Consider the following 18,432-nt stretch of genomic DNA (forward strand, 5'->3'; position numbering starts at 1 on the left):
GGGAAATGACACAATCATGCAATTGAATCGCATACAACAGGAAAGCATGTTCAAGCTCGTCAACATAACGAAAACGTATCGTGGCGGCGATGTGCACACGACGGCGCTTGACCGGATTGACCTCACCATCGCTGCGGGCGAATATCTGGCGATCACCGGGCCGTCCGGCTGTGGCAAGTCGACGCTCCTGGCCTTGCTGGGACTGCTGGACGCGCCCGACGGCGGTGAATGCTGGTTCGACGGCCGCAATGTGGCGGGTTGGAGCGAAGCACAGCTCAATGGATTACGACGCGGCCGTATCGGCTTTATTTTCCAGAATTTCAACCTGATCGAAGAATTGACGGTTGCCGAAAACGTGGCATTGGCACTCGACTACATGGATGTACCTGCAGCGCAGCGCAAGGTGCGGGTCGCTGCGATCCTCGAACGACTAGGCGTGGCGCATCGCGCCGGTCACCGCCCGTCGCAGCTCTCCGGCGGGCAGCAACAGCGTGTGGCCATCGCGCGTGCTCTTGTCGCCAATCCGGCGCTGTTGCTTGCTGATGAGCCAACGGGTAATCTTGATACAGCCCATGGCGACGAGGTAATGCGCATTCTTCGCCAGATCAATGCTGATGGCACGACCATCGTCATGGTGACACACTCGCCGGCGCACGCTGCCCAGGCGTCTCGCACGGTGCGGCTGCTCGACGGCCGTATCCTGGTCGACGCCCTGCAGCCAGCCTGAGCGGAGAGCGAATATGTTATTGACCACGATGCGCCGAAGCGCATGCGCACTCAGACGGGAGCCCGCCTACGCCGCTATTGTCATTGCCACCCTCGCTATCGGCATTGCTTCAGCCATGCTGATTCTCGGCTTGGTGCGGTACTGCTTGCAATACAACGCGGAAGTGCCCGATGTCGAGCACGTATACGTTGTCAAACAACGCGACAATGTCGATCCGACAGGGCCTTGGTACGATCAAGCGCCATTACTGCTACGATCCGTGGCAGCCGCAACACCCGGTGTAGCTGCGGCCACCGGGTACTTGCCATCACGTCCCGAGTCAACGGGCCTGACTGTCAACGTCGACGGTAAGCTAAATGCCCTGAAAAGCCTGACTGTCTTGCCGGGATTTGCCGAGATGCTGGGCCTCAGGGAAGTACAGGGCGATCTTGCCACAACACTGGCGGCACCTGACCGGGTCGCGGTCACTGAATTGACTGCAATGCGGCTCTTTGGCACCACGCGGGCCATGGGACGCAGTCTGCTTGCGGAAGGTAAATTATTACGGGTTGGCGCAGTGCTGCGTACGCCGCCTGCGAATACCACCATGCCATTTGAAGCACTGCTGGGCACAGATTCAACGCTCGCGGCCGATGTCCGCGATGAAATGCTAACCGGCCGCAAAGGCTGGCCGGGCAAGCTTCTGGTGCGTGTGCGTGCCGGCGCGTCCGTGCCGATGCTTGCACGGCAGTTGCAGGACGCAGTCGACGGTGCACCGGCATTACATCAACAGAGTCCCGACATTAAAGCGCGCCTGGGCCGTCGCCCGGTAATGGACATTGCGCTGGCACGGCTCGACGCAGCGTATTTCGATACTAGCATCAAGGGAAATTTCATCGCCGGCGCCGGCCAGCGGGGCGATCCCGTTGTCGTTGCCGGCCTTGCCGCTGTCGCCGTGCTTATCCTTGTTCTGGCTTCGATCAATTTCGTTAACCTGGCGACCGTGCGGGTAGTGAGACGCCAGCGTGAACTGGCCATGCGCAAGGTGCTCGGCGCCTCATGTTGGAGCATTGCGCTGGAATTGCTGGTGGAGGCATGGCTGATCACCGTCCTGGCTGCTTCTGTGGGTCTGCTCCTGGCGTGGCTGGCACTGCCGCTGTTTTCAAGCCTAGTTGACCGCCAGCTCCAAGACGCCTTCACAGTTGGCGACCTGGGCTGGGTTGTAGCCCTAGTCTTCGGGCTCGGGCTGTTGACAGCGGCTTGGCCGGCATGGATCGCCTGGTCTGTCCTTCCTGCAGAATCATTGGCTGGGCGCATGGCAACTGAATCGCGTGCGACTGCACGCCTGCGGCGCATCATGACCGTGGCACAGCTAAGCGCAGCGATGGGATTTGCCAGTATGACGTTAGCCATTGCCTGGCAGACAAGTTATGCCATGCGTGCTTCGCCTGGTTTCGATCCGGGTTCCATACTGATCGTGGATATGCCTGAACAGGTCAAATACAGCGCGCAAGCGCGCGGCCTGATGACGGCTTTAGCGGCGGCACCCGGGATACAAGACGTAGCTGTGTCGGATGACGCGATCGGTCGTCATAACGACACATGGCGCCGCGACCTGAAACGTCCAGATGGCACCAGTGCGACGATGGAAATCAAGCAAGTCAGCCGCAATTTTTTTATGCTTTACGCCATCAAGCCGGAAGCCGGGCGCTTGTTCGATCCAACGCTGGACCATGACGACGATTCCGTACCGCTGGTCCTCAATGCACTTGCGGCACGCCAGCTCGGCTTTGCCGATGCGCAAGCAGCACTTGGCCAAATCGTCATCACGACGAGTTTCGACAACAAGCAGGTCCCGGGTCGTGTCATCGGGATCGCGCCACCGCTGCGGTTCCAGTCATTGCGAGAAACACCGGCACCGATGGCGTTCCAGTTAAGCACGGGCGGTACAGCTTTAAGCGTGCGCACGAATGGCGAATCTATCCAGGTGGTGGATGCCATCCGATCAATATGGCCAAGTTACTTTCCCTCGTCCATACCATCCATCCAACCAGCGGCGAGCGTACTCGCCGCCAATTATGCTGACGATGCGCGCCTGGCCAGCTTGCTCGCACTGGCAACAGGTATCGCACTGACCCTTGCAGCATTTGGAACCTATGTCCTGTCGGCCGATACAGTGCAACGCCGTGCTAAGGAAATTGTCTTGCGAAAACTCCATGGTGCAAGTGACTCTGCTATCGGCATGCTTGTCTTGCACGGCATCGGAAACATGCTGTTGATCAGCGCGTTAGCAGGATTGCCGATTGCGGCCGTGGCCATCGCACGTTATTTGTCTACCTGGGTCGAACGGGCGCCTGCCGGGTTCCTGCCCCTGCTGCTCGCGCTCGTCGTGACCAGCTTCGTTGCATTGGCGGCAGCCAGTCGACAAGCGTGGATCGCGATGAAGGTCCGTCCCGCCCATGCCCTTCGCATGTAACGCATCAATGTTCCTTATTAACACTCGACGTAAGCAAAACGCAGCCTTTGAAGGGCTGCTTCGGGGCGCAAGCGGATGAAGCCGCATGGCGCGCCGAATCGCCACCAGCAGCGTCACCCGCGATTTTCAGCGCGGGAGTTTGTACCGTACCAGCAGCGTGGGTCCTTTGCCGCCCGATGGCGTCAGCAGTATCTCGTCACCAGGCTGCATCTCTTCATACATCACCGTGCAACAGGTCGGCATCGAATGGCCGCGCGCCGGATAGATGCCGACGATGGTGTGCAGGTTGGCAGCGCGTACGTCTACGCTGGTATCGCCGCCCTTCCCGGCCTCTTGCAGCAGTTTTCGCAGTGCGGTGACGAAGTCTCCTTTGCTGAGTTTGGTAGGAGCCTGGGCCGCTTGCGGTCGAGCGGTAGCGTCGTTTTTCATGGCAGTTTCTTTCATTGAATACATTTCCGCCACTATATCATTCGCCCCTGGCGGCATCACGCCAGAATAGGCCCTAGCCCGGGCCGCTGACTGCATCGCCGGCAATAGTTCAGGCTTTTACGGGGGCTACGGCGGCTTGCCGGGAATCCCGGCTGCCACCACCTGTTCGCCGGCGCTGGCGCTGCGCTTACTCCTTGTGACGGATAGCTTCGACGACAATCCTTAGCGCCCTCGATTCATGGCGACGGCTGGGATAGTAGGCATGGAGGCCGGGAAACTTTCCACACCAGTCACGCATGACGCTGATCAATCGCCCTTCGCGTACATGGTCGGCCACCAGATCGGCCGTCACGAATGCCAGGCCATTGCCGCTCAAGGCGGCTTGGACCATGGGCACGGCGCTGGTAAATACGGCCTGGCCCCTCACCCGGGCTTCCACTTTGCGCCCTTCATGCCGCAGTTCCCACGCATAAATGCCACCGCTGCCTGCCAGCCGCAGCGTGATGCAATTATGTTTCATCAGATCTTCCAGCTTGACGGGTTGCGCATGCCAGGAGAAGTAGTCGGGCGAGCCAACGATCATGGTAGGAATATCCGGCGTCAGCCTGACTGCAATCATATCTTCCTCGACCTGATCGCCATAACGCACGCCTATGTCATAGCGGTCCGCCGCGATATCGATCAGCTTGTAGTCCGATTGAATCTCCACATGCAGGTCGGGATAGTGCGGCAGCACCGGCGCCAGTCTTGGCCACAGCAATGTATCGATAATATGGTCAATCGCAGTGATGCGCACCGTGCCCGCCGGCTTGCCGTTCAAATCGCTCACGGCGGCGATTTCCGCATGCACCTCTTCAAGCCGCGGCGCGACATTGCTCAGCAGCCGCTCGCCCGCTTCCGTGGGCGAAACGCTGCGCGTCGTGCGATGCAGCAGCCGCACGCCCAGCCGGGCTTCCAGATCGCGGATGATGTGACTGAGCGTGGATTGCGACATGCCGAGCTTGATGGCGGCGCGGGTGAAACTGCGTTGTCGAGCCACCTCGAAAAATATAAGAATATCAATAATATTGTCTCTGGCCATGTTGATGACTCCTGAAACCTGCCGTGGATGATGTCCCGGCATGCAGCCCGGCCGCCCATGACATCAAGGTGAATGTGTGAATTGTAGATATCAATATACACAGTATTCATGGCTCCAGCACATATACCTGTTCGCGTTTTCGGTGCGCCAACGCCCCAGGCGCCACGTACGATGTCGCTGAACGGAATACGCCCATACCGAACGAACTGGAGAAACAGAGATGAACATAGATGATGTAGCACGCCGCGATTTTTTGAAAACCGCCGGCACCGGCATGGCCGCGCTGGGCGGCCTTCCCCTTGCCGGCAGTCCGGCATTCGCTGCCGATAGCAAGCCAGCGCCGGATATGTCCGGCAAGGCTGACAACTTCTACAGGAGTGCGACAGTCGCGTCGCGCAAGGTCAGTTTCAACAACCAGTACCGGATGCGGGTCGTCGGCAACCTGTTCACACCGAAGGACCTGAACCGCAATGCCAGGCATCCCGCGATCATCATCGGCCATCCGATGGGCGCGGTAAAGGAGCAAAGTTCGAACCTGTATGCGCAAAAACTGGCCGAACAAGGCTTCGTTATGCTGGCCATCGACCAGTCGTTCTGGGGCGAGAGCGCAGGCCAGCCGCGCAATGCCGTGGCGCCGGACATCTACGCCGAAGCCTTCAGCGCCGCGGTCGACTATCTGGGCACCGAGCCGTTCGTCGACCGGGAACGCATCGGCGTTCTCGGCATCTGCGGCAGCGGCAGTTTTGTCATCAGTGCCGCCAAGATCGATACGCGCATGAAGGCGATCGCCACCGTCAGCATGTACGACATGGGCGCCGCCAACCGCCATGCGCTGAACCACTCGCAGACGCCCGAGCAGCGCCAGCGGATCATTGCCGAGGCGGCGCAACAGCGCCATGCGGAATTTACCGGTGGCGCCATCCGGTACACGGGCGGCACCGTGCACAAGCTGGACGGCGATACGCATCCGATCCAGCGCGAGTTCTACGACTTCTATCGCACGCCGCGCGGCGAGTACACACCGGCGGGTTCATCGCGCGAACTGACGACGCACCCGACGCTGGCCAGCAACGTCAAGTTCATGAACTTTTACCCATTCAACGACATCGAGACGATTTCGCCCCGTCCCATGCTGTTCATCACGGGCGACCAGGCGCATTCCAGGGAATTCAGCGAAGACGCCTTCCGGCTGTCGGCCCAGCCCAAGGAACTCGTCATCATTCCAGGGGCGGGACATGTCGATCTGTACGATCGGGTGACATTTATCCCCTGGGACAAGCTGGGCGCCTTCTTCCACCAGCATCTGGCATAGGCGCAAGCGATGACCACACCAATAGGGAGCGGCAGCCTGGCTGGCGCGCACGGGAACAGTGCACCCCAGCCGGCCATGTGGGGCGGCGTCTTTGCGATGACGCTGTGCGTTTTCGCGCTGATCGCCTCGGAATTCATGCCCGTCAGCCTGTTGACGCCGATGGCCAGGGATCTGCTGGTCAGCGAAGGCCTGGCGGGACAGGGCATTGCCATCTCCGGCGCCTTCGCCGTGCTCACCAGCCTGTCGATTTCGGCGCTGGCCGGCGGCATGAATCGCAAGACGCTCCTGCTGGCGCTGACCGCGCTGATGGCCGTGTCCGGTGCCGTCGTCGCGATGGCGCCGAACTATTATCTGTACATGGCGGGACGTGCGCTGATCGGCGTGGTGGTGGGCGGCTTCTGGTCCTTGTCGGCGGCCACTGCGATGCGCCTGGTGCCTGCCCGGCAGGTGCCGCGCGCCCTGGCCATCTTCAACGGCGGCAATGCGCTGGCGACCGTCGTCGCCGCGCCCCTGGGCAGCTACCTCGGTGCCGTCATCGGATGGCGTGGCGCTTTCCTGTGCCTGGTGCCAGTGGCCATGATTGCCTTGATCTGGCAGTGGGTCAGCCTGCCTTCCATGCCGCCCCAGGCGCGCGCGGCGGGCTCCCGCAATGTCTTCAGACTCCTGCGGGACCCGAAGGTCGCCCTGGGCATGCTGGCGGTCAGCACGTTTTTCATGGGACAGTTCGCCTTGTTCACCTATGTGCGCCCCTTTCTTGAAAGCGTGACGCACGTCGACATCTCCACGCTGTCGCTCATGCTGCTGGCAATGGGCGCAGGCGGCTTTATCGGCACCACCGTCATCAGCAAGTTCCTGGCCTGGAATTTTTCCCGTACGCTGGTCAGCATTCCCGTCCTGATGGCATTGATCGCGGTGGCGCTGACCCTCGTTGGCGGCCAGGTCGCTGCCGTGGCGCTACTGCTGGGCATATGGGGCGTCGTCGCGACCGCCGCGCCGGTCGGCTGGTGGTCCTGGCTGGCGACAACGCTGCCCCGGGACGCCGAGGCGGGTGGCGGGCTGATGGTGGCCGTCGTGCAACTCGCCATCGCCCTGGGCTCCACGATCGGCGGCTTGCTATTCGACAAGAGTGGATACCAGAGCACCTTCATCGCCAGCGCGGCGGTACTGCTGCTGGCGGCCTGTTTGACGGCGCGTGCGCAAGCACTGCGGCCAAGCTGATCCATGCACCGGAGCGAACAATGACTGTGCGCAAGCCTGCGGTTCGTGACGCTGCCGGGCATCCAGTGGCCGGCAAAGTGTTCGGTTTGAGTTTCTCAAATAAAAAAATGCCAGGATGATGGGCGCGCCTGCGGCCTCATCTATAGTTGCCGGCGGAGGTGGTCCCCGCGCATCAACGCGCAGCGTCGATGACCATTGCCCCATCGGGCGTGAGGCTGTCGCCGGTGATGAACGGCMCCTCTTTGCTGGCGAGGAACAAAACCGCCGGTGCGACGTTCCGTCCCGCGAGCCATCACGGGCGAGCGCGTTGGCAGGCGGCGGCTCCTCGGCTGCGCCCCAGGTAACATGGATAGTCGCCGCAGCACCACAGTCGGATTGCGGACCTGCCGGGCTTCGGCGGCCTCGCTAATCGGCCCTGCGCGCCACGCGCGCCACCACCAGCTCGATCAGCTCCGCGATCAATGGCCGGAACGTGGCGGCATCGCCGCCCTGCCCCAGCATCACGGTGCGCGTGGTCAGGTGCGAGAAGACGGCGTCGAACAGGATCTGCGGCAGATTGGAAAACGAAGTGTCGGGGGCGATGCGGCCCTGGGCGCGCTGCTGCTCCAGCAGGCGCAGGATCAATGCGTGCCACACTTGCGGGCCGTGCTCGTACCAGGTCTGGCCCACGGCCGGCACGGCGGCCGCGCCCGTGACGACGAGGCGGTAGAAATCCACGTGGCGGGGGCTGGTGACGACGGCCACCAGTTCATCGAGGATCAGCTGCAAACCCTGCTCCAGGCCCGCTTGCGACGTATCGAGCTGGCGCAGCGCGATGATGAAGTCGGCGCACAGGTATTCGACCACGGCGACCAGCAATTCCTGCTTGCTGCCGAAGTAGCGGTAGGCGGTGGCTTTCGAGCCGCCCGCCTCGGCCACGATGGCGTCCATGCTGACGCCGTCGTAGCCTGAGTCAAGAAAGAGCCTGGATGCCGCCACCAGCAGCTTGCGCCGCCGCTCCTCGCTTCGGGTACTAGGGGAAGCGGGAACGGTGCGCAACTGGGGCATGAAGCAAACTCTTACTGTGTCTTGGGAAGCGCGTATGCTATCACGTAATCTCCCCGATCCGGGCTCTGGCGGGCGCCGCCCGCGACCACCACGACGTATTGGCGGCCCGACTTGGGCGACATGTAGGTCATCGGCGTGCCTTGCGAACCGACGGGCATGCGCGCCTTCCACACTTCACGGCCCGTGGCGATATCCATGGCGCGCAAATAGTAATCCTGCGTGCCCGCATAAAACACCAGTCCGGACGCCGTGCTGACGCCGCCGCCCAGGGTGGGCATGCCCAGCGGGATGGGCAGGCTTGCGCGCACGCCGTCGATGACGGCATCGCGCACCGTGCCGGCCGGACGCTCCCACACTTTTTTCTTCGTTTTGAGGTCGATCGCGGCAAACACGCCCCACGGCGGGCTTTGGCACGGTATGCCCAGCGGCGAATTGAAGGCCTTGTGATCGATGACGAACGGCGTGCCAGCCATCGGATAAGTGCTGCCCACGCCATGGCCAGCCGTCAGCTTGGCCACGTCCACCGTCTCGCGCGGCACCAGCTTGACCACTTGCGGCATGCGGATATCGTTGACGAACATATAGCCATTGCTTTCATCGACGGCCGCGCCGCCCCAGTTGAAGCCGCCGTAGTAGCCCGGATAGATCAAGGTCTCTTTCGTGCTTGGCGCCGTGAACTCGCCCTGGTAATTGAGCTTGCGGAAGCTGATGCGGCAGGCCAGCTGATCGAAGAAGGTGGCGCCCCACATGTCGCGCTCCGTCAGGGTTTCCGCACCGAGGGCCGGCATGCCGGTCGAATATGGCTGCGTTTTGGACACCCAGTCACCGGCCGCGTGCTCCTGCGGCACGGCTTTTTCGATGACTTCGGCAATCGGCTTGCCCGTGCGGCGGTCCAGCATGAAGATCTGGCCCCGCTTGGTCAGCTGCACCAGCGCGGGAATTTTCCCGCCCTTGCCGTCCGGGACGTCGTACAAGGCCGGCTGCGCGGCCACGTCGTAATCCCAGATATCGTGGTGGACGGTTTGATACGTCCAGCGCTCGCGGCCCGTGGCCATGTCGAGGGCGACGATGGCCGACGAATACTTCTCTGTCAGCGGCGGACGCTTGCCACCCCAGAAATCGGGCTGCTCGTTCCCCGTCGGCAGGTAGACCAGGCCCAGCGCATCATCGAAGGCAGGCGCCGACCACATGTTCGGCGTGCTGCGCGTGTAGGTCTGCCCTTCCGGCGGCAGCTTCGTGATGGCCGGATTGCCCAGGTCCCAGGCCCACACCAGTTCCCCCGTGTCGGCGCTGTAGGCGCGCACGACGCCAGACGGTTCATCGGTGGAGCGGCCGTCGAAGACCCAACCGCCAAGGATGATCAGGTTGCGCGCCACCGTGGGCGCGGACGTGTAGGCGTAGTACGGCACGTTCATCTTGACCTTGCCCAGGCCGACCGTCAGGTCGACGGAGCCCTTGTCGCCGAAGCCCTCGCACTGCTGGCCCGTCTGCGCGTCGATCTCGATCAGGCGCGCATCCATGGTCACTTGCACGATGCGCTTCGCGCACGCGCCCGCCACCGGCGCGCCGGCCGCCTGCATGCCCTCGAACTGGAACGGCTTTGTCACCTTGGCCGGCTCGTAGTAGCCGACGCCGCGGCAGCGGTTCCACGTCTTCGTGTTGGCCGGCTTCGGATCGAAGGTCCAGCGCTCCTGGCCCGTGTCCGCGTCGAGCGCGATGACCTTGCTCATCGGCGTGCATGTATAGATGGTGTCGCCGATCTGCAGCGGCGTGTTTTGCGATTCGGACGCGCCTTCGGCCAGCTCGCCCGAAAGGTAGGTCCACGCCACCTGCAACTGGTCGACGTTCTGCTTGCCGATCTGCGTGTACGGGGCGAAGCGCGTGCCTTGCGGTCCATAGCCGTAATGCGTCCAGTTGGCGCTGCCGTCATTGATGGCCGTCACCGCATCCTGCACCGGCTGCGCCGTGGCCTCCGTCACGCCATGCGGCTTGAACATCGAGGCGAAACCAGCCGCCAGCACGACGGCAAGCAGGGCCGCGAAACCGCGCGACTGGCCACCGTGAGCACGCCCTGCCAGCCACGGATGCAGCAAGGCGGCCACCAGGCCGATGACGAAGAACGGCGCCAGGCGCGGCACCATGGGCCAGAAGGCGAAGCCGATTTCCCACACAGCCCAGATCAGTGTCGCGACGACAAGCGCGGCGACGACGGCACTGGCCAGCGGTTTGCGGCGCAGATACAGCACGCCGGCGAGGATGAGGCCCAGACCGGCCGGCAGGTAATACCGGGAACCGCCAAGGGTGATGAGTTCGATGCCGCCCGCCGCCAGGGCCAGGCCGGAAAATCCAAGAAAGATACCGAAAGCCGTCAGGGCAAGCCGCTTGCCCCTGAAGACCGCCGGGATCGCCGGCGCGCCTTTATTTACTGAAGTGTCCATTTTTTATCCATGACGCCTCCCCTGCCCAGGCAAACACGCCGGGGATGGCTGATTTTTTAAATCTACGTAGTGAAACTGTACCGTACGGTTTCATTTTATGCCGATTTTTGACGCAATGAAAGAAAAATTGATGTGGGAGCTTGATTTTGGACGGGGATGGGAAGCTGGCGGGATTGTCGGATTACGCGCTACGCGCTAATCCGACCTGCCGGAACGCTGGATATGCGTAGGTTGGATTAGCGCAAGGCGCGTAATCCAACAAACACAGGCGCGCCGGGTGTTACAGCGATGACATGTCAATCACGAAACGATATCTGACGTCGCTCTTGACCACGCGCTCAAACGCTTCATTGATATCCTGGATGCGGATGATCTCGATGTCGGACACGATATTGTGCTTGCCGCAGAAGTCCAGCATTTCCTGGGTTTCCTTGATCGAGCCGATCATGGAGCCGGACAGGCTGCGGCGCGCGCCCACCAGGCCGAAGGCGTTCACGGGCGGCACGGCACCGTCCGGGATGCCGACGATGACCATGTTGCCATCGACTTTCAGCAGGTTGATGTACTGGTTCCAGTCGATGGCCGCGCCCACCGTGCAGATGATCAGATCGAAGGTGCCGGCCAGCTTGCTGAACGTGTCCGCGTCGTTGGTGGCGTAGTAATGGTCGGCGCCCAGGCGCAGGCCGTCTTCGCGCTTCGACAGGGTCTGGCTCAGCACCGTCACTTCGGCGCCCATGGCGTGGGCGATCTTGACGCCCATGTGGCCCAGGCCGCCCATGCCCAGGATGGCGACCTGCTTGCCAGGGCCGGCCTTCCAGTGGTTCAGCGGCGAGTACAGCGTGATGCCGGCGCACAGCAGCGGCGCGGCCGCGTCCAGCGGCAGGTTGTCGGGAATCGACAGCACATAGCCTTCCTTGACGACGATGCTGTCCGAGTAGCCGCCCTGCGTGGCCGTCTTGCCATCCGCTTCGACACCGTTATAGGTCTGGATCAGGCCTGGCATGTATTGTTCCAGGTCCACGTTGCGCGTCTTGCAGGTGGTGCAGGAATCGACGAAGCAGCCCACGCCCACGTGGTCGCCCACCTTGAACTTGCTCACATTGGCGCCGACGGCCGTGACGACGCCGGCGATTTCATGGCCGGGTACCATCGGGAAGGCGGCGCCGCCCCATTCGTCGCGCGCCTGGTGGATGTCGGAATGGCATACGCCGCAGTATTTGATCGAGATGGCGACGTCGTCTGCGCGCGGGGCGCGGCGCTCGAACGTGAACGGTTGCAGTGCGGAGGTCGGGCCGAATGCGGCGTAGCCTTTGGCGATGCTGGTCATGAAAACTCCTGTATCTGTATTGTGTGACGAGGGGGGACGCGTGCCATGCATGCGATTGCACAAGTGTGCCCGAGATGCCGCGCCGCCGTTACCGCGATCCTGCAAGACCTTTGCACGATCCTCCAAATCTGCGTAAGATCAGCCCCTGCCCTTCCTTGCCTCACGCATACTGACCTCCATGCCCGCACAGATCCCCCCGCAAGATGAAATCGCCGCCCTGATCGTCCGCCACGCGCCGCGCACGGGCGACTTCACGACGGCGATCGGCAACCTGACGTTTCACCGCCAGTCCTCCGTCACGGAATCGCTGTTCCATGCGGCGCGGCCCAGCGTGGCCATCATCGCGCAAGGTGCGAAGGACGTCACCCTGGGCACGGAAACCTTCCATTACAGCCGCATGCAATACCTGCTGACGTCCGTCGACCTGCCGGTGCAGGTGCGCGTGGTGGAAGCGAGCGAGGATAAGCCGCACCTGTGCGTGGTGCTCGGTATCGACATCGCCGACGTGGCCGCGCTGCTCGACAGCGAAAGCGCCGGCGGCGCAGCCGGCGCGGCGCAGCAGAAAATCCTGCCCGCCACGCGCGGCATTTCCGTCAGCGACGTGTCGCCAGACCTGCTCGACGCCATGCTGCGTCTCGTGCGCCTGCTGGACAAACCGGGGGATATCGCCACCTTGGCACCCTTGATCCGCCGCGAGCTGACCTACCGCCTGCTCAATGGCCCCGTCGGCGCGCGCCTGCGCCACATGGCGCTGGCCAGCAGCCAGTCGCACCAGGTGGCGCAAGCCATCGACTGGATCAAGCACCATTACGCGCAGCCGCTGCGCATCGAACACCTGGCCGGCATGGCGAACATGAGCATGTCCTCGCTGCACCACCACTTCAAGGCCATTACGGCCATGACGCCGATGCAGTACCAGAAGCTGCTGCGCCTGCAGGAAGCGCGGCGCCTCATGCTGGTCGAACAGATCGACGCCGGCACGGCCGGCTACCGGGTCGGCTACGCCAGCGAATCGCAGTTCAGCCGCGAATACAGCCGCCAGTTCGGCCGCGCCCCCATGCGCGACGTGGGCCAGGTGCGCGCGCAGCTGAGCGGAGCGACGGCCTATTCCGTCTTGCCGTAACCGCCGCCGCCCGGCGTCTCGATCACGAACACGTCGCCAGGCTGCATGGCGGTCTTGCCGATATGCGCCAGTGGCTCGACCGTGCCATCCGCGCGCTCGACGTAGTTGCGCCCCAGCGCGCCCGGCGCGCCGCCGTCCATGCCGAACGGCGCAATAATCCGGTTGTTCGACAGGATGGCCGCCGTCATCGGCTCGAGGAAGCGCACCCGGCGCACGCCGCCATCGCCGCCATGCCAGCGCCCCGCGCCGCCCGATCCGGCGCGGATGCGATAGCTGTCGAGGCGCACGGGAAAGCGCCACTCGAGGATTTCCGGGTCCGTCAGGCGAGAATTGGTCATGTTCGTCTGCACCACGTCCGTGCCGTCGAAACCGGGGCCGGCGCCCGAGCCGCCCGCTATCGTCTCGTAATACTGATATTTCTCGCTGCCGAACGTGAAATTGTTCATCGTCCCCTGCGAAGCGGCCATCGCGCCCAGCGCGCCATACAGGGCGTTGGTGATGCAGGTCGAGGTTTCCACATTGCCCGAGACGACGGAAGCCGGATACCGCGGATTGAGCATGGAGCCGGGCGGGATGATCACGGTCAAGGGCTTCAGACAGCCCGCATTGAGCGGAATGTCGTCGTCGACCAGGGTGCGGAACACATACAGCACGGCCGCCATGCAGACGGCCGACGGCGCATTGAAATTGTTCGGCAGCTGGGCGGACGTGCCCGTAAAGTCGATGACGGCGCTGCGCTGCGCCACGTCCACCTTGATCGCCACCTGGATGCGCGCGCCGTTGTCGAGGTCCAGCGCATAGCTGCCATCCTTCAAGGTCGTAATGACCGTGCGCACGGCTTCCTCGGCATTGTCCTGCACGTGGCCCATGTAGGCTTGCACGACAGGCAAACCGAAATGCGCGACCATATTATGCAGTTCTTCGGCCCCCTTCTGGTTGGCCGCCACCTGGGCGCGCAGGTCGGCCAGGTTTTGCCGCGGATTGCGGGCGGGCCAGCTGGCCCCCGCCAGCAGGGCCAGGGTTTCCGCTTCGCGCAGCAAACCGGTGGCGCCGTTGACCAGCTTGAAATTGTCGATCAGGACGCCCTCTTCCTCGATGCGTCCGGAGTCGGGCGGCATGGAGCCTGGCGTGCTGCCGCCGATATCGGCATGGTGGCCGCGCGAACCGACATAGAACAGGATGGCCTCGCCCGCTTCGTCAAACACGGGCGAGATCACCGTCACGTCGGGCAAATGCGTGCCGCCGTGATACGGGTCGTTCAGCATGAAGACATCGCCCGGCCGCATGGCGCCCGCATTGCGCGTCATGACGGTACGGATGCTCTCGCCCATGGAACCGAGATGCACGGGCATGTGCGGCGCGTTGGCGATCAGCTGGCCTTGCGCGTCGAAGATGGCGCAGCTGAAATCGAGCCGCTCCTTGATGTTGACGGAATGGGCCGTGTTCTGCAGGCGCAGGCCCATCTGCTCGGCGATCGACATGAAGAGGTTGTTGAAAATTTCCAGCCTCACGGGATCGGCATTCGTCCCGATGGCGGCACGGGCGGGCAAGGCGGCCGCACGACGCAATATCAAATGGCCGTGCGCCGTCACTTCGGCGCGCCAGCCCGGTTCGATCACGGTGGTGGCGTTGGCATCGCTGACGATGGCCGGGCCGTCGATGGTATCGCCGGGACGCAGGCTATCCGCCGCATACAGGCCGCTGTCGCGCCAGGCGCCGGCGCAGTACATGGCCACCGTCTGCACAGGCGCCAGAGCGTCTGTACGGAGAGCATACGCGGGCGCGGCCGGTTCCGGCGCGTCGGACGCGCCGATGGCTTCGACGGAAATGGCTTCGACGATCAGGGCGCGCGTCGGCATCAAAAAGGAAAAGCGTTTCTTGTAACCCGCTTCGAATTGCGCCTGCATGCCGGCGGCCGTGTCGAACAGCACGACGAGTGCCGTATCCGTGCCTTCGTAGCGCAGGTGCACGCGTTGCACGAGCGCGATGCGCTCCGCTGGCACGCCCTGTCGCAGCAAGTCGCCCCGCGCCAGGCCGCCCAGGGCCGCGAAATCGCGCGCCAGGTCCGTGCCCAAGGCCGCCTCGATGGCCTGTTCGCGCATGGCGCTCTGGTCGGCCAGGCCCATGCCGTAGGCCGACATCACGCCCGCCAGGCTGTGAATGAAGACCGTGCGCATGCCCAGCGCGTCGGCCACGAGGCAGGCGTGCTGGCCGCCCGCGCCGCCAAAGCTGGTCAGCGTGTAGTCGGTGACGTCGTGGCCGCGCTGCACGGAAATCTGCTTGATGGCGTTGGCCATGTTCCCGACGGCGATGGCGATATAACCTTCTGCCACCTGCTCCGGCGTGCTATCGACCGTGCGCGCCAGCGCTTCGAACTGGGCGCGCACGGTGGCCGCGTCCAGCGCCTCGTCGGCGTCGGGGCCGAAGACGCGGGGGAAGAAGGCGGGCTGCAGCTTGCCCAGCATGACGTTGCAGTCGGTGACGGCCAGCGGGCCGCCGCGCCGGTAGCTAGCGGGACCGGGATTGGCGCCCGCGCTGTCCGGCCCCACCTTGTAGCGGGCGCCGTCGAAATGCAGGATGGAGCCGCCGCCGGCGGCCACCGTATGGATGCTCATCATCGGCGCGCGCATGCGCACGCCGGCGATCTGCGTTTCGAACACGCGCTCGAATTCGCCCGCGTAATGCGACACGTCGGTGGACGTGCCGCCCATGTCGAAGCCGATGACCTTGTTAAAACCGGCCAGCGCGCTGGCGCGCACCATGCCGACGATGCCGCCCGCGGGGCCGGACAAGATGCTGTCCTTGCCCTGGAAGGCGCGCGCATCCGTCAAGCCGCCGTTCGATTGCATGAATTGCAGGTGCACGCCGGGCAGCTCCATCGCCAGCTGGTCGACATAGCGGCGCAAGATGGGCGACAGATAGGCGTCGACGACCGTGGTGTCGCCGCGCGCCACCAGTTTCATCATGGGACTGACCTCGTGCGACACGGACACCTGCGTAAAACCGGCCGCGCGCGCCAGCTGCGCCACCCGCGCCTCGTGCGCCTGGTGGCGGTAGCCGTGCATCAGCACGATGGCGATGGCGCGCGCGCCGCGCGCATGTGCGTGCGCCAGCGCGGCGCGGGCGGCCGCCTCGTCGAGCGCTGTCACCACCTCGCCATGCGCGCCCACCCTTTCATCGATCTCGATCACGTCGCCGTACAGCAGTTCCGGCAGCACGATCTGGCGCGCGAACAGCTGCGGACGATTCTGGTAGGCGATGCGCAAGGCGTCGCGAAAGCCGCGCGTGATGGCCAGCACGGTAGGCTCGCCCTTGCGTTCGAGCAGCGCGTTGGTGGCCACCGTCGTGCCCATCTTGATGGCGCCCACCTGTTCGACGGGCAGCGGCGCATCGGGTGCAAGCTGCAGCAGCTGGCGCATGCCGGCCAGCGCCGCGTCGCGGTACTGGCCCGGATTCTCCGACAGCAGTTTATGCGTGGCCAGGCTGCCGTCAGGACGGCGCGCCACGATGTCCGTAAAGGTGCCGCCACGGTCGATCCAGAATTGCCAGTCCATCGCCCTGCCCCCGCGTTTATGTTAGATGCCTATTGTAGCCGCCAAACAGGGGCGCGTTTCAGGCGTGCGCGCCTTGCCTTTCGCCCGCTTCGGCCTTATGTTGAAGGCATGCTGACTAACGGAACACGCCCATGACCCTGATCGACTCTGCCGGTAACACCCTCGCGCTGTACTCCATCGCCGAACTGCGCGCCATCGAACAAGCGGCCATGCGCGACCTGCCACAAGGGCTGCTGATGCAGCGCGCGGGCCAGGCCGCCGCCAGCGCCGCCCTGAAGCTGCTGCACGCGCAGGAAGACGGCGAAGACGCCGGCCACCGGCGCGTGCTGGTGCTGGCCGGCCCCGGCGACAACGGCGGCGATGCGCTGGAAGCGGCCGCGCACCTGGCCGCCAGTGGCCTTGAAGTGCTCGTCTGGCTGGCGCCCGAAGCACCGGCCACGTCGCCCGAACGCGAGCAGGCCCTGAGCCGCGCCCGCAACAGCGCGGCGCGCTGCATGGAAGCGACGACCAGCATGGCCTCGGCTGCCGTGGGCGCCGCGCCGTGGGACCTCGTGATCGATGGCCTGTTCGGCATCGGCGCGTCGCGCCCCTTGGACGGCGAATGCCGCGACATGGCGCAGCTGGTCAACAAGCTCGAATGCCCCGTGCTGGCGCTCGACGTGCCTAGCGGCCTGCACGCGGACACGGGCGCCATCGACGGCGTCGCCATCCGCGCCACGCATACGCTCACCTTCATCGGCGACAAGCCGGGCCTGCACACGGCGAACGGCCGCGACTACGCGGGCGAGGTGGAAGTGGCGGCGCTGGCCATCGCCCCATCCCTGCTGCCGGAAGCCAGGGCCCAGCTGGGCGGCCTGCACCTGTTCGCGCGCCAGTTGCAGCCGCGCCGGCAGAATACGCACAAGGGCAGCTATGGCAGCGTGGCCATCATCGGCGGCGCGCAAGGCATGGCCGGCGCGCCCATCCTGGCGGCCCGCACCGCCCTGCATGCGGGCGCGGGCAGAGTGTCTATCGCGTTTCCCGATGCGCCGCCCGCCTTCGACAGCGGCCAGCCCGAGCTGATGTGCCGGCACGCCGAAGACGTGGATTTCTCTGGCCTGCATTTTTCCGCGCTGGTGGCGGGGCCGGGCCTGGGCGACGACGCCGATACGGTGGAACTGCTGCAGCGTGCCATTGACAGCGACAGCCCGCTGCTGCTCGACGCCGACGCGCTGAACCTGATGGCATCGGAGCCTGAGCTGCAATCGGCGCTGGCCGTGCGCACGGGCGCGGGCGCGACGATATTGACGCCGCATCCGCTGGAAGCGGCGCGTCTGCTCGACATGACGGTGGCCGAAGTGCAGGCCGACCGCCTGAGCGCGGCGCGCCAGCTGGCCACGCAGCTGGGCGTCATCGTCGTCTTGAAAGGCTCGGGCACGGTGATCGCCGCGCCCGATGGGCAGGTCGTCATCAACAACACGGGCGGCCCCGCGCTGGCGACTGCCGGCACGGGCGACGTGCTGTCCGGCCTGTGCGGCAGCCTGCTGGCCCAGGGCTGGCCGGAATGGGAAGCGGCGCTCGGCGCCGTCTGGCTGCACGGCGCGGCGGCGGACGCGCTGGTGGCGGCAGGCAATGGCCCCATCGGCTTGACGGCGGGGGAATTGATACCGGCGATACGCAGGTTGATCAATGCCTTGTCGGCATAGGTATGCGGCGCGGAGGTGTTGGATTACGCTGCGCTA

At 64.3% G+C, this 18,432-nt stretch carries 12 protein-coding genes; 6 read left to right on the forward strand and 6 right to left on the reverse strand.

Annotation, left to right across the window (positions count from 1 at the left end):
* Positions 1 to 46 precede the first annotated feature (46 nt).
* Together CBW66_RS12550 and CBW66_RS12555 are read left to right on the forward strand one after the other, a co-directional pair.
* Positions 47 to 727: an ABC transporter ATP-binding protein gene (locus CBW66_RS12550; protein WP_086138099.1), complete on the forward strand. Its 681-nt coding sequence runs from the start codon at positions 47 to 49 to the stop codon at positions 725 to 727.
* Positions 728 to 740: 13 nt separating this feature from the next.
* On the forward strand, positions 741 to 3,182 hold the full coding sequence (locus CBW66_RS12555; RefSeq protein ID WP_086138034.1) for an ABC transporter permease: 2,442 nt from the start codon (positions 741 to 743) through the stop codon (positions 3,180 to 3,182).
* Positions 3,183 to 3,308: 126 nt separating this feature from the next.
* On the opposite strand, the gene CBW66_RS12560 is transcribed toward CBW66_RS12555, so the two are convergent.
* A complete protein-coding gene (locus tag CBW66_RS12560) occupies positions 3,309 to 3,611 on the reverse strand; it encodes an HNH endonuclease (RefSeq protein ID WP_086138100.1) in 303 nt (100 codons plus the stop codon).
* A 187-nt stretch (positions 3,612 to 3,798) separates the two neighbouring features.
* Positions 3,799 to 4,692, reverse strand: a complete 894-nt coding sequence (locus CBW66_RS12565) for a LysR family transcriptional regulator (protein WP_086138035.1) — start codon at positions 4,690 to 4,692, stop codon at positions 3,799 to 3,801.
* 220 nt (positions 4,693 to 4,912) lie between these two features.
* Here CBW66_RS12565 and CBW66_RS12570 point away from each other — a divergent pair, with 220 nt between their 5' ends.
* Together CBW66_RS12570 and CBW66_RS12575 are read left to right on the forward strand one after the other, a co-directional pair.
* Positions 4,913 to 6,004 carry an alpha/beta hydrolase gene (locus tag CBW66_RS12570; RefSeq protein WP_139841636.1) on the forward strand — a complete coding sequence of 364 codons (1,092 nt, stop codon included), beginning with the start codon at positions 4,913 to 4,915 and terminating at the stop codon, positions 6,002 to 6,004.
* 75 nt (positions 6,005 to 6,079) lie between these two features.
* The gene (locus CBW66_RS12575; protein ID WP_230492316.1) at positions 6,080 to 7,222 is read left to right on the forward strand and encodes an MFS transporter; all 1,143 of its coding nucleotides are present in this window, start codon (positions 6,080 to 6,082) and stop codon (positions 7,220 to 7,222) included.
* Positions 7,223 to 7,627: 405 nt separating this feature from the next.
* On the opposite strand, the gene CBW66_RS12580 is transcribed toward CBW66_RS12575, so the two are convergent.
* The 3 genes from CBW66_RS12580 to CBW66_RS12590 form a co-directional block, all read right to left on the reverse strand.
* Positions 7,628 to 8,269 carry a TetR/AcrR family transcriptional regulator gene (locus CBW66_RS12580; protein WP_086138037.1) on the reverse strand — a complete coding sequence of 214 codons (642 nt, stop codon included), beginning with the start codon at positions 8,267 to 8,269 and terminating at the stop codon, positions 7,628 to 7,630.
* An 11-nt stretch (positions 8,270 to 8,280) separates the two neighbouring features.
* On the reverse strand, positions 8,281 to 10,707 hold the full coding sequence (locus CBW66_RS12585; RefSeq protein ID WP_086138038.1) for a membrane-bound PQQ-dependent dehydrogenase, glucose/quinate/shikimate family: 2,427 nt from the start codon (positions 10,705 to 10,707) through the stop codon (positions 8,281 to 8,283).
* Between the two features lie 280 nt (positions 10,708 to 10,987).
* Entirely contained in the window at positions 10,988 to 12,034 is a 1,047-nt protein-coding gene (locus tag CBW66_RS12590; RefSeq protein ID WP_086138039.1) for an NAD(P)-dependent alcohol dehydrogenase, read from the reverse strand.
* 178 nt (positions 12,035 to 12,212) lie between these two features.
* Between CBW66_RS12590 and CBW66_RS12595 the strand changes: the two genes are divergently transcribed.
* The gene (locus CBW66_RS12595) at positions 12,213 to 13,157 is read left to right on the forward strand and encodes an AraC family transcriptional regulator (RefSeq protein ID WP_086138040.1); all 945 of its coding nucleotides are present in this window, start codon (positions 12,213 to 12,215) and stop codon (positions 13,155 to 13,157) included.
* Here CBW66_RS12595 and CBW66_RS12600 read toward each other — a convergent pair.
* Positions 13,139 to 16,711, reverse strand: a complete 3,573-nt coding sequence (locus tag CBW66_RS12600) for a hydantoinase B/oxoprolinase family protein (RefSeq protein WP_086138041.1) — start codon at positions 16,709 to 16,711, stop codon at positions 13,139 to 13,141. The two genes, CBW66_RS12595 and CBW66_RS12600, sit on opposite strands and share 19 nt — an antisense overlap.
* Before the next feature lie 131 nt (positions 16,712 to 16,842).
* Between CBW66_RS12600 and CBW66_RS12605 the strand changes: the two genes are divergently transcribed.
* Positions 16,843 to 18,396, forward strand: a complete 1,554-nt coding sequence (locus CBW66_RS12605) for an NAD(P)H-hydrate dehydratase (RefSeq protein WP_086138042.1) — start codon at positions 16,843 to 16,845, stop codon at positions 18,394 to 18,396.
* Positions 18,397 to 18,432 lie beyond the last annotated feature (36 nt).

The organism is Janthinobacterium sp. GW456P, from assembly GCF_002127655.1.
GTDB lineage: Bacteria > Pseudomonadota > Gammaproteobacteria > Burkholderiales > Burkholderiaceae_D > Janthinobacterium.